The 12697-nt window shown below is 67.9% G+C and carries 11 protein-coding genes; 2 read left to right on the top strand and 9 right to left on the bottom strand.

Features of this window, described 5'->3' with window-relative positions:
* Positions 1–260: 260 nt before the first annotated feature.
* Both WT97_RS21655 and speB read right to left on the bottom strand, forming a co-directional pair.
* The gene (locus WT97_RS21655; RefSeq protein ID WP_060354394.1) at positions 261–725 is read right to left on the bottom strand and encodes a GNAT family N-acetyltransferase; all 465 of its coding nucleotides are present in this window, start codon (positions 723–725) and stop codon (positions 261–263) included.
* Complete coding sequence (gene speB, locus WT97_RS21650) at positions 718–1686, bottom strand: agmatinase (protein WP_060354393.1); 969 nt, start codon at positions 1684–1686, stop codon at positions 718–720. Before speB ends, WT97_RS21655 begins: the two co-directional genes overlap by 8 nt.
* 128 nt (positions 1687–1814) lie before the next feature.
* Here speB and WT97_RS21645 point away from each other — a divergent pair, with 128 nt between their 5' ends.
* Positions 1815–2732 carry a LysR family transcriptional regulator gene (locus WT97_RS21645; protein WP_060354392.1) on the top strand — a complete coding sequence of 306 codons (918 nt, stop codon included), beginning with the start codon at positions 1815–1817 and terminating at the stop codon, positions 2730–2732.
* 27 nt (positions 2733–2759) lie between these two features.
* Here WT97_RS21645 and WT97_RS21640 read toward each other — a convergent pair whose 3' ends face one another.
* A complete protein-coding gene (locus WT97_RS21640) occupies positions 2760–3389 on the bottom strand; it encodes an NAD(P)H-binding protein (protein ID WP_060354391.1) in 630 nt (209 codons plus the stop codon).
* A gap of 187 nt (positions 3390–3576) precedes the next feature.
* Positions 3577–4593 carry an AraC family transcriptional regulator gene (locus WT97_RS21635; protein ID WP_060354390.1) on the bottom strand — a complete coding sequence of 339 codons (1017 nt, stop codon included), beginning with the start codon at positions 4591–4593 and terminating at the stop codon, positions 3577–3579.
* 135 nt (positions 4594–4728) lie between these two features.
* On the opposite strand from WT97_RS21635, the gene WT97_RS21630 reads away from it, so the two are divergent.
* Positions 4729–5703, top strand: a complete 975-nt coding sequence (locus tag WT97_RS21630; protein WP_060354389.1) for an alpha/beta hydrolase — start codon at positions 4729–4731, stop codon at positions 5701–5703.
* Between the two features lie 136 nt (positions 5704–5839).
* Here the strand turns inward: WT97_RS21630 and lpdA are convergent, their stop codons facing one another.
* The 5 genes from lpdA to WT97_RS21605 all read right to left on the bottom strand — a co-directional run bounded on the left by lpdA (position 5840) and on the right by WT97_RS21605 (position 11854).
* A complete protein-coding gene (gene lpdA, locus WT97_RS21625) occupies positions 5840–7231 on the bottom strand; it encodes a dihydrolipoyl dehydrogenase (protein WP_060354388.1) in 1392 nt (463 codons plus the stop codon).
* A gap of 4 nt (positions 7232–7235) precedes the next feature.
* A complete protein-coding gene (locus WT97_RS21620; RefSeq protein ID WP_059501894.1) occupies positions 7236–8549 on the bottom strand; it encodes a dihydrolipoamide acetyltransferase family protein in 1314 nt (437 codons plus the stop codon).
* A gap of 1 nt (position 8550) precedes the next feature.
* Entirely contained in the window at positions 8551–9591 is a 1041-nt protein-coding gene (locus WT97_RS21615; protein ID WP_060354387.1) for an alpha-ketoacid dehydrogenase subunit beta, read from the bottom strand.
* 2 nt (positions 9592–9593) lie between these two features.
* A complete protein-coding gene (locus WT97_RS21610) occupies positions 9594–10826 on the bottom strand; it encodes a 3-methyl-2-oxobutanoate dehydrogenase (2-methylpropanoyl-transferring) subunit alpha (RefSeq protein WP_060354386.1) in 1233 nt (410 codons plus the stop codon).
* A 401-nt stretch (positions 10827–11227) separates the two neighbouring features.
* A complete protein-coding gene (locus tag WT97_RS21605) occupies positions 11228–11854 on the bottom strand; it encodes a flavin reductase family protein (protein WP_059501889.1) in 627 nt (208 codons plus the stop codon).
* Positions 11855–12697 lie beyond the last annotated feature (843 nt).

Genomic DNA, 12697 nt, shown 5'->3' with positions numbered 1-12697 from the left:
TTTGCCACAAGCCGGGCGTCGGGAAAATGAAAGCTCGATTGGGGGTAGCCGCTCGGGCGTGGCTGCCATGGCGGCGGCGGAAGGAGGTTCGGCAGGTGTCGTGCGGCGTCGATGTCGCGCGCCGCCACGCGTTGGCGTCGTGGCGGCGCAGCGCCACGCCGTCGCGGTCGGCGCGCGCATGCGGCAATGACCCGATTGCCCGGTCTGACCAAGCAGTTGTTCGAACCGGGCAAACGCCGAGATCCGAACAACGCGTCCGATCAGCCGCGTTGCCCGACCTGAAACGTGAGGATCTCGTCCCCCGCGTCGTCCAGCTCGCCGGTCGGCGTCCAGCCGAGGTGGCGATAAAACCCGTACGCGCGCGACGCGGGATCGGTCGAGCAGCCGAGAAACAGCGACGTGAAGCCGTTCGCCGCGAAATCGTCGATCACATGCCGCAGCAACTGCTTGCCGATCCCCGCTCCTTCGTACTCGGGCAGCATCGCGAGCACGACGATCTCGCCCGAGACCGTGTCGCCGAAGCAGTAGCCGACCATGCATCCGCGCGCGCAGCACACGTGGCCCGAGAACAGCCCGTCGCGGATACCGTCGTCCCAGCTTTCGACGGTGATGCCGAGCGCGCGCAACTGCGCTTCAGTGAACGCGTTCTCGCGGGTGCGCGCCCGCAGCGCGATGCATTCGGCGGCGTCGCCGGGAACGGCCTTGCGCCAGGTGAGGTCATCCATCGATCGACGCGTCCTTTTTCTGCCGCCGGCGCGACGCATACAGGCAGATCAGCTCCAGCGCGATCGTCGCACCGGCCAGCGACGTGATTTCCGCATGATCATACGGCGGCGACACTTCGACCACGTCCATGCCGACCAGGTTGATGCCGTCGAGGTGACGCAGGGTCTCGAGCGCCTGATGGCTCGACAGGCCGCCCGAGACCGGCGTCCCGGTGCCCGGCGCGAACGCCGGATCGAGACAGTCGATGTCGAACGTCAGGTACACCGGATGATCGCCGACGCGCTCGCGAATGCGTGCGGCGACCGCGGCGGGCGTCGACCCATGCACGTGGCGCGCATCCTGGATGTCGAACCCCATCGGTTCGTCGTTGGTCGTGCGGATGCCGATCTGGGCCGACCGTTCGGGCACGACCCACCCTTCCCGCGCCGCGTGATAGAACATCGTCCCGTGATCGATGCGCTTCACGCCGCGATCGGGCCACGTGTCGGTGTGCTCGTCGAAATGCACGAGCGACAGCGGCCCGTGCACCTTCGCATGCGCCTTGAGCAGCGGATACGTGATGAAGTGATCGCCGCCGAGCGTCAGCATCGCGCAGCCACGCGCGAGAATCGCCTCGGCATGCCGCTCGATCGCGCCCGGCACCGATTCGGGCTGCCCGAGATCGAACGCGCAATCACCGTAATCGACCGCGGCCAGCACGTCGAACGGATCGAACGACCACGGCCACGGGCGCTCCCACGCGATGCCCGTCGACGCGATCCGCAACCCGCGCGGGCCGAACCGCGTGCCGGGACGGTGCGAGGCGGCGGAATCGAACGGCACGCCGGTGATCGCGAGATCGACGCCGTCGAGATCGCGGCTGAAACGCCGGCGCATGAAGCTCGTCGCGCCCGCAAAACTCGGTTCGGCCTGGGTGCCGTAGAGGCTGTCGCGCGTGAACGCGAAATCGTTCTGGCTCATCGTCGGATTCGTGTCTGAAGGGGGCTCGGTCGCACGGTTGGCGACCTCGTGCCCGATTCTGCCTGCGCCGGATGCATCGAAAAATATGAACTAACATAAGCCGACTTCACAAAATACGATGTATCGCCATGCTGACCCGACTCAGAGACATGGATTTGCAGTTGCTGCGGCTCTTTCTGACGATCGTCGAAAGCGGCGGCTTCAGCGCCGCGCAGGGTACGCTCGGCATGGCGCCGTCGACGATCAGCACGCAGATGGCCAAGCTCGAGACGCGGCTCGGGTTCCGGCTCTGCGATCGCGGCAAAAGCGGCTTCCGGCTGACGCCGAAGGGCGAACGCGTGCTGCAGTCGACGCGCCGGCTCCTGCACGCGATGGACGTGTTCACGCGCGACACGCAGCACGTATCGGGCACGTTGCTCGGCGAATTGCGCATCGGCCTGTCCGAGCGGCTCTCGCCCGACGTCGTCGAATCGATCGCGGCGGCCGTCGGGCGCTTTCGCGAGCGCGCGCCGGACGTGCTGATCGAAATGATCGCGGTGCCGCCCGACGAGCTGGAACGCCGACTGCTGAAAGGCGAACTGCACCTCGCGATCGGCTATTTCTCCGGCCATCAGGCCGGCCTGCACTACTCGCCGCTGTTCGTCGAGCATCAGTCGCTGCATTGCGGCGCCCGCCATCCGCTGTTCGCGAAGAAAACCGTGTCGATCAACGACATCGCCCGCGCGAGCAACGTCGCGCGGCTCTACAAGACGAACACGTCGGGGGCAGCGCTGCGCAATACGCAGCCGACCGCGTTTTCGGAAAACGTCGACGCCGACGTGATCTTCATCCTGTCGGGCGCGCATGTCGGCTTCCTGCCCGACCACGTCGCGGCGCCGTGGGTCGCCGCCGGGAAGATGCGCCGGCTGCTGGCGAGCAAGCTGAGCCACGCGGTCGAATTTCAGCTCGCGACACCGAGGAATTCCGACGGCAGTGAAGCGCTGGATGCGTTCACGGCGGCGCTCGCCGAGCAGTTCGGCGCGCTCGATGCGAACGCAGATGGATAGCCGGGCGGGCGCGTCGCCCGCGCCGCATCAGACGAGCCGATCCGATGGGATGACCTGCACACCCGGCCGTGCGTCGATCGCCGCGTCGAGCATCGCGCGCGCAATCCGCGACGCGGGATTCACGCGCCACTTCGCCGGCAGCACCGGCCCGACGGCGCCCAACGCGAACACGAACAGCCGCTCGACGAACCTGAACTCGTCGCGGCTGCCGCCGATCAGGCCCGGTCGCACGTACGTGAGCGAATCGAACCCGACGCCGGCGAGCGCCTGTTCGACCTCGCCCTTCACGCGGTTGTAGAAGATGCGCGATGCAGCGTCCGCGCCGAGTGCGGAATTCAGCACGTAGGTCGGCGTGCCGTGCCGGTGCGCAAGACGCGCGACCGCGAGCGGATAGTCGTGATCGACGCGGCGGAATGCGGCCTGCGTGCCCGCGACGCGCATCGTGGTGCCGAGCGTGCAGATCACCGCGTCGGCCCGCCACCAGTCGGCCGCGTCCGGCAGTCGATCGAAGTCGACCTCCAACGCGCGCATCTTCGGATGCGGCGACAACGGCCGGCGCGCGAGCACGACGACCTGGTCCACCCGCGCGTCGGCGAGCGCGACTTCGAGGACGTGGCGCCCGACGAGCCCGGTCGCGCCGATGAGCAACAGTTTCATGTCCGGTCGTTCCGTGAGGCGCACGTGTGCACCAATCGGCAGAAAAAGCCGCGTGCACGCGGCGTTTCGCCATGCCGCACCGCGGCGAACCCGCCGATGCGCGGCCAATCAATCAGGCGGGATAGCGACACGATGAACGGTTCGCGCGGGACGGTCAACCGCGACCGCCGCCCCGCCCTCGCCTCCGCTATGAACCGGGCGCCGCCTGCCGCGACACGCTCGGCGCCACGCCCGTCCAGCGCTTGTACGCCTGCGAGAACGACGAGATGTCGCTGAACCCCAGTTCGTCCGCGATTTCCTTGATCGACAGCCGCCCTTCGGCGATCAGCGCCTGCGCGCGCGCCTTGCGCACCGCATTCGAGATGTCGCGGAAACTCGCGCCCTCCTCCCGCAGCCGGCGCTTGAGCGTGCGCTCGCTCGTGTTCAGCAGCGTCGCGATGTCCTTCAGTTGCGGCGGCCGGTCGAACGGCCGCGTGGACAGGTATTCGTTCAGGAACGACACGAGGTCGACCCGCGTGCGCCGGCGCGCGATCAGCTCCGCGCACATGCGCTCGCACATCGCGGCCGTCGCGGCATTGGCCTGCGGCAACGGCCGTTCGAGGTGCGCATGCTCGAACGTGATCGCATTGGCCGGCCGCCGGTAGCGGACCGGCGTGCCGAGCACGTGCCGGCCACCGGGTTCGGCGTCGTACGCGAGGTCGAACGTCGCGAGGGTGAACGCGCTGCCGATCACGTCGCGCAGCACGCGGCACGCGGCGCCCATCGCGCGCTCGACGAAGAAGCGCTGCAGCGGCGCGGACAATTCCGGCGCCGCGTCGAACACGATCGTGCCGTGCCGCCCGGTGCGACGGTACGTCATCCCGACGAACGTATACGTCAAGGCGAGATAGCGGCCCGCGAGCGCGACCGCATCCATCCCGGTCGCGCTGCTCAGCAGCCCGTATCCGAGCAATCCGTAGGCGGAAAGCTGGTACGACAGGCCGACCGTCAAGCCCACCCCCGGCTCGTCGCCGGCCAGTGCAAGCAGGTTCGACGCGACGGCCCGCTCCTGCGCGGCCAGCACCGTGAAATCCGGATCGGCGAGCTGCTTCAGCGTGAGTTGCGAGCCCTTCAGCAGGGCCGCCGGCGCGATCCCGCGGTCTCGCCCGAACGCGACCATCAGCAGGACGGAAGCCGGGCTGCGGACAAAGTTCCAGACGTTCATCGGGCGCCTCGTGACGTGGGTTGGCCTAGATTCTAAAGCGGTTGGCCCGCGCCAGCATGGGCGCGAGCCGCGTGCCGCGCGATGATGGGTGCCATCGCAACCGCCCTTTCACTCGACCGACCGGAGTCCGATGCCATGTCCAGAACCTATGCAGATCAGCCCGTCTGGCGCGCCATGCAGGCGTTCCTGCCGCCCGACTTCCAGTGGGCGGCCGATCGCCAGCCCGACGAGCAATGGTGGCACTGGCGGGGCCATCGCCTCCATCTCGATACGTATCGCAATCCCCGCGCGCAGGTGAAGGTGATCCTGTTCCATGGCGTCGGCACGAACGGACGGCAAATGTCGATGATCGTCGGCGAGCAACTGGCACGCCGCGGCTACGAGACGATCGCGGTCGACATGCCCGAATACGGGATGACCGAAGTGGCGCGCGGCGCGCTGGTGCGCTACGACGACTGGGTGCGCGCCGGCAGCGACCTGATCGACGCGGAGCGCGCGAAGGACGATCGGCCGATCGTGCTGTACGGATTGAGCGCGGGCGGCATGCTGACGTACCACGTCGCCGCGCTGAACGGGAAAGTCGACGGCATCGTCGGCATGACCTTTCTCGACCAGCGCCTGCAGCAGGTGCGCGACGAAACCGCACGCAATCTGTTCATGAGCCGCGTCGGCGGCCCGATGACGCACTTCGCCGCGAAGACGCCGCTGCGCGCCATGCGCATCCCGATGTCGCTCGCGAGCAAGATGCACGCGCTCGTGAACCGCGACGATGCGCTGAAGGTATGGATGTCCGACCGGACCTCGGCCGGCAACGCGATGACGATGGCGTTCCTCGATTCCTACATGTCGTACCGGCCGGTGGTCGAGCCGGAGGATTTCTCCGTGTGCCCGATCCTGCTCACGCAGCCGGCCGCGGACCGCTGGACGCCGCTGCATCTGAGCGAGCCGTTCCTCGCGCGGGTCCGCCACGTGCCGGTCAAGGTCGAGATGCTGGAGAACGCCGGTCACTATCCGCTCGAGCAGCCGGGGCTGTCGCAGATGATCGAAGCGATCGACGCGTTCTATCGTGACGTGACGACGCGGCACGCCGATCGGAGCGCGCTTGCCTGACACCCGGCGCATACGCGGCCAGCCGTTTCGGAGCGGTTCCGACACGGCGGCCGGCCGCGCATGCCCGATGCAGGCCCCGATGCACGCCGAGGCGCGCGCGGCGCTCCGGCTCGGGCGCCTGCGTTCGGCGAACGCGTCACACGTGCAGCGCGTGCCCGAGCGCGCGCAGCGCCGCTTCCTGAAGCGCCTCGCCGAGCGTCGGATGCGCGTGAATCGTGCCGCCGATGTCTTCGAGCCGTGCCCCCATCTCCAGCGACTGCGAGAACGCCGCGGCCAGCTCCGACACCCCGCGCCCGACCGCCTGCCAGCCGACGATCACGTGATCGTCGCGGCGCGCGACGACGCGCACGAACCCGTCGGTCGCCTGCAACGTCATCGCGCGCCCGTTCGCCGCGAACGGGAACGATGCGCTCAGACAATCGGCGCCAGCCGCGTGCGCGTCGTCCGGCGACCAGCCGGCCGTCACGATCTCGGGGTCGGTGAAGCACACGGCCGGAATCGACGCGGGCGTGAACCGACGACGCCGACCGGCGATCAGCTCGGCCACCATCTCGCCTTGCGCCATCGCGCGATGCGCGAGCATCGGTTCGCCCGCGACGTCGCCGATCGCCCACACGTTGCGCATCGAGGTCCGGCATGCGTCGTCGATCCGCAGCGCGCGGCCGTTGCGATCGAGCAGCAACGACTCGAGCCCGAACCCGTCGACGCGCGGCCGGCGGCCGACGGCGACCAGCACGCGATCGGCCGGCAGCGTGTGCTCGGCGCCGTCGGCCGCCCGCACGCGCACCGCGCCGTGCGCGTCCAGCCCGAGCACCGTGTGGCCGAGCCACAGCCGCACGCCGAGGCGCGCGAGCGAATCGGCGACCGGCCGCACGAGTTCGGCATCGTACGCAGGCAGCACGCGCTCGGCCGCCTCGACGACGCTGACGTCGACGCCGAGCTTGCGATAGACGATCCCGAGTTCGAGCCCGATATAGCCGGCCCCGACGACGACCAGCCGCTTCGGCAGCGTCGCGGGCGACAGCGCTTCGGTGGACGACACGACATGCCCGCCGAACGGCATCGACGGCAGTTCGACCGGCTCCGAACCGGTCGCGAGCAGCAGGTGTTCGCAACCGATCCGCACTGCATGACCGCCGCCGACGACTTCGACGGTCTTGCCGTCGATCACGCGCGCTTCGCCGTGCAGCACGCGCACGCCGTTCTTCTTGAGCAGCGCGCCGACGCCGCGCGTCAGCCGGTCGACGATGCCGTCCTTCCACGCGACGCTTTTCGCGATGTCGATCTCGGGCGTGCGCACGCGGATCCCCAGCGCGCCCTCGCCGGCATGACCGCACGCCTGTTCGAACGCGTCGGCCACGTGGATCAATGCCTTCGACGGAATGCAGCCGATGTTCAGGCAGGTGCCGCCGAGCCGCTCGCGTTCGACGAGCATGGTCGGAATGCCGAGCTGGCCGGCGCGGATCGCGGCGACGTAACCGCCCGGGCCGCCGCCGATGACGAGCAGTGTGGTGTGTTCGTTCTTCATCGGCTCACTCCACGAACAGCAGTGCCGGGCGTTCGAGCACCGCGCGCACCGCCTGGATGAATGCGGCCGCGTCCGCGCCGTCGACGACGCGATGATCGAACGACGACGACAGGTTCATCATCTTGCGCGCGACGACCGCGCCGTCGCGGATCATCGGCCGCTCGACGATCCGGTTCACGCCGACGATGCCGACTTCCGGATGATTGATCACCGGCGTCGACACGATGCCACCGAGCGCGCCGAGGCTCGAGATCGTGATCGTCGAGCCGCTCAGCTCGTCGCGCTGCGCACGGTTCGCGCGCACCGCATCGGCGAGCCGCGCGATTTCCGCCGCGATCGACCACACGTCGCGCGCTTCCGCATGCCGCAGCACCGGCACCGTGAGGCCACCGTCCGTCTGCGTCGCGACGCCCATGTGCACCGCGCCGTAGCGCGTGACGACGCCCGCTTCGTCGTCGAAACGCGCGTTGATCTGCGGGAAGTCGCGCAGCGCGATCACCATCGCGCGGATCAGCAGCGGCAGCGGCGTGAGCTTGCCGCGCGTGTCGCCGTGGCGGCGGTTCAGTTCCGTGCGCAACGATTCGAGCTCGGTGACGTCGATCTCCTCGACGTAGCTGAAATGCGGGATGCGGCGCTTCGCTTCCTGCATCTTGCGCGCGATCGCCCGCCGCAAACCGATCACCGGCACTTCGGTTTCGTCGTGGCGTTCGTCGTAGCCGCGCGGTTGCGATCCGTGCGCCGAGCTGCCGCCGGTGCGCGCATACGCGTCGAGATCCGCATGCAGGATCCGCCCGGCTTCGCCGGTGCCGCGCACGTAGCGCAACTCGATGCCCATGTCCCACGCGCGCTGACGCACGGCCGGCGACGCGAGCGGCCGCTCTCCGGGCGCAAGCGCCGCGCGCGGCTGCGCGGCCGGTTCGTCGCGGCGCGGTTTCGCCGGTGCGCGCGGCGCTGCGGGCTGCGCAGGCGGCTCGGCCGGCGCGTCGGCCGCCGGCTTCGACGGCGCCGCCGCCGCGACCGGTGCGGTTGCTACCTTTGTTTCCCGCACCGGTGGCGCTGCCTTCAGATTGCCGTCGCCTTCGACTTCCAGCCGAATCAGCTCGCTGCCGACCGCCATCATCTCGCCGATCCGGCCGCCCAGCTCGATCACCTTGCCCGCCACCGGCGACGGAATCTCGACCGCCGCCTTGTCGGTCATCACGTCGGCGAGCGGCTGGTCTTCCTTGATCGTCTGCCCGACTTCCACATGCCAGGCCACCAACTCGACCTCGGCGATCCCTTCGCCGATATCCGGCATCTTGATGACATGAATCCCCATCTCACGCCTCCATCACGCGTCGCAACGCTTCACCGACCCGGGCCGGGCCCGGAAAGTACGCCCACTCCTGCGCATGCGGATACGGCGTGTCCCAGCCCGTCGTGCGCTCGACCGGCGCTTCGAGGTGGTAGAAGCAGTGCTCCTGGACCAACGCCACGAGCTCCGCGCCATAACCGCAGGTGCGCGTCGCTTCGTGCACCACGACGCAGCGCCCGGTCTTGCGCACCGACGCGACGACCGTGTCGAGATCGAGCGGCCACAGCGTGCGCAGGTCGATCACTTCCGCGTCGATGCCCGTCTCCTCGGCCGCGGCGAGCGACACGTGCACCGTCGTGCCGTACGTGAGCACCGTCACGTCGTTGCCGGGGCGCACGACGGCGGCCGCATCGAGCGGCACCGTGTAGTAGCCTTCGGGCACCGCGCTCGCCGGATGCTTGAGCCACGACGTGACGGGCCGTTCGTGATGGCCGTCGAACGGGCCGTTGTACAGCCGTTTCGGTTCGAGGAAGATCACCGGATCGTCGTTCTCGATCGACGCGATCAGCAACCCTTTCGCGTCGTACGGATTCGACGGCATCACCGTGCGCAGCCCGCACACCTGCGTGAACATCGCCTCCGGGCTCTGACTGTGCGTCTGCCCGCCGTAGATGCCGCCGCCGCACGGCATCCGGATCGTCATCGGCGCGGTGAACTGGCCGGCCGAGCGGTAGCGCAGCCGCGCGCCTTCCGACACGATCTGGTCGGACGCCGGATAGAAATAGTCGGCGAACTGGATCTCGCAGACGGGGCGCAACCCGTACGCGCCCATCCCCACCGCCGCGCCGACGATCCCGCCTTCCGAGATCGGCGCATCGAACACGCGCGACTTGCCGTATTTGTTCTGCAGTCCTTCGGTACAGCGGAACACGCCGCCGAAGTAGCCGACGTCCTGCCCGAACACGACCACGTCGCTGTCGCGCCCGAGCATCACGTCCATCGCGGAGCGCAGCGCCTGGATCATCGTCATCGGCTGCGTCGCCGTCCCTGTCTCGTGTTGCGCCATGATCACGCTCCCAGTTCCTGGCGCTGACGGCGCAGGTGCGCGGGCAGCTCCTTGTATACGTCGTCGAACATCGAGGCCGGCGACGGAATCCGGTCGTCGGCCAGCGTCCCGTACTTCTCCGCTTCCTTCTGCGCGGCGATCACCTCGGCCTCGAGTTCGGCCGTCAGCGCATCGTGCGCGCCGTCCGACCAGATGCCCTTCGCGATCAGGTGACGCTTGAAGCGCTCGATCGGATCGCCGAGCGGGAAATGCGACCAGTCGTCGCTCGGCCGGTACTTGGTCGGATCGTCCGACGTCGAATGCGCGCCCGCGCGGTAGGTCACCCACTCGATCAGCGTCGGGCCGAGATTGCGGCGCGCGCGTTCGGCCGCCCAGCTCGACGCCGCGTAGATCGCGAGGAAGTCGTTGCCGTCGACGCGCAGCGACGCGATCCCGCAGCCGACGCCGCGTCCGGCGAAGGTCGTGCCCTCGCCGCCCGCGATCGCCTGGAACGTCGAGATCGCCCACTGGTTGTTGACCACGTTCAATACGACCGGCGCGCGGTACACGTGCGCGAACGTGAGCGCGGTGTGGAAATCGGCTTCGGCCGTCGCGCCGTCGCCGATCCACGCGGACGCGATCTTCGTGTCGCCCTTGATCGCCGACGCCATCGCCCAGCCGACCGCCTGGATGAACTGCGTCGCGAGATTGCCGGAAATGGAGAAGAAACCGGCTTCGCGGTCCGAGTACATCACCGGGAGTTGGCGGCCCTTCAGCGGATCGCCCTCGTTCGACATCAGCTGGCAGATCATCCGTTCGAGCGGCACGTCGCGTGCAATCAGGATGCTCTGCTGCCGGTACGTCGGAAAGCACATGTCGCCGTCGCGCAGCGCCATCGCGTGCGCTGTGCCGATCGCCTCCTCGCCGAGGCTCAACATGTAGAAGGAGATTTTCTTCTGGCGCTGCGCGATCATCATGCGCGCGTCGAAAATGCGGGTCTTGAGCATCGCGCGCAGCCCGGCGATCAGGCGCGCATCGTCGAGATCGGGCGCCCACGGGCCGACGGCCTTGCCGTTGTCGTCGAGCACGCGCACGAGGCTGCGGGCGAGATCGGCGGTGTCCGCCGCGGCTACGTCGATCGGCGGGCGGCGGACGGCGCCGGCCGGCGATAGATGCAGATAGGAAAAGTCCGTCTTGCAGCCCGGGCGCCCGGTGGGCTCCGGCACATGCAGACGCAATGGCTCTGACAGGCTCATCGTGTCGTCTCCACGCTCGATTGTGTCTCACGCTGTTTGGGAACGCGCAGGCCGGTTGCCGGCCTGCGCGCGAGCTGACGCGCGGATAAGCACGTCAACCTTGGAAATCTATGCCTTGCAGCGGCGGACGTCGATGCCCAAGCCGCTCGTTCGCGGTGAGCAGATTTGCCATGGCGGATCGCCGCAGTGCGTGAGGTGCGGCCGGCGGAGTCGGCGCAGCACGGGTTTTGCGGTGCAGGGTCGTCGGGCGGGCGACGATCGGGCGTCGCCGACGGATCGGCGCGTCCCGATCATGTGAGGGTACGAAGCAAAAGACCCCGCGAAATCCTCGATCTCTGCGGGGTCTTTCAGGTTTGGGCGCGCGTGCGCCCGCTTGCCAGCTTACTGCGACGCGCGATCGATCACGCGTCGGGACGGAACAGGTCGAAGCGGCTGTCGGGCGTCACGTGCACGTAGGCCGACGGGCCGCCCGCACGAAGAATGATGCCCGCGCCAAACGTGTCGAAAATGCCGTCCTTCAGCAGGTCATGGCGGATATGAACGGCGACGACCTCGCCCAGCACCAGCGTGGCCGGCGTCTCGACACCGCGATGATCGCGCAGCCGGATCACGTCGGTCACCTTGCATTCGAAGTTCACGCCGCTTTCCGCGACGCGCGGCACGTCGACGAGGCGCGACGGCACCGCGGTCAAGCCGCCCAGTTCGAATTCGTTCACGTCGTACGGCACGGCGGCGCAGGTCTGGTTCATCTGCTCGGCGAGATCGCGTGTCGCGAGATTCCACACGAACTCGCCGGTCTCCTGCACGTTGCGCACGCTGTCCTTCGCGGCGGTGCTCGAAAAGCCGATGATCGGCGGGCGATAGTTGAACGCGTTGAAGAAGCTGTACGGCGCGAGATTGAGCGTGCCGTCGCTGCCGCGGGAGGAGATCCAGCCGATCGGGCGCGGGCCCACGATCGCGTTCAACGGATCGTGCGGCAGGCCGTGGCCTTGCGAGGGTTCGTAATAGTGATGGGTCGAGTCGGTCATGACGGATGGGATTGCGAGAGGCGAACTGCGTTGGAATGCGTCGGTAAGAAGCGCGTGCCAAGTATCACATGGCGTCGCTTTCGTCGCATCGACGCGCAGCGCGTGGCGCTGCATGCATCCGCACCAAACAAAAAAACCCGCGAGCGCTGCATTTCTCGCGGGTTTTTCACACCTTCATCGATCGAATCGGCGCAATCGATGGTGCCGGGGACCGGACTTGAACCGGCAAGCCAATTAAGGCGGCGGATTTTCGTCACACTGCTTCTTTCGAAGCCGGCGTCGCATGCGCGAACCGTTCGTGCGCTGGACTATGCCTTCACCATCGCGCGCGGGCGTGACCGCTGCCCGTGTGCCTTAGGTGCCCCCCGTCTAGTCTCTACACCTTCCTCGCGAGTGCCGCGAGGCTTGGCTCGGCGTTGCCTCGATGCGTACATCAGGGGTTTCGCCGAATTTGAAGGGTTCTGCACCGACCGTTTCCGGCCGGGCACTCAATCGTTTAAGTCCGCTATGTTTACCAATTTCATCACCCCGGCAAGAGGGCGGACGCGATTCTACCATTGCTTGGCGCATGCGTTCCCTCATTCCGCCGCGCCGCATCGCGACACCGGCCATCGTCGCACCGTTTCCTCCCGCGCATTCGACACCGATACGACACCGATACCACACGGCCGACGATTTCGTCCCGCGCCGCACCTTCGTGCCGATACAATCGACCGCGCGTGTCCGACGGCCTCAACCGTCTGACGTTTGTATCGTGCTTGTCGCGAAACAACGTCGCATGCGTCATCGCGAAGTCACAAACGTTTTCGATAATTCCCCGGCCGAAAACGTTTACATCGCATG

Source organism: Burkholderia sp. MSMB1459WGS (assembly GCF_001534535.1).
Classification (GTDB): Bacteria; Pseudomonadota; Gammaproteobacteria; order Burkholderiales; family Burkholderiaceae; genus Burkholderia.
Note: the sequence above shows the minus strand (reverse complement) of the source record. Positions and strands in the feature narration are given on the sequence as shown.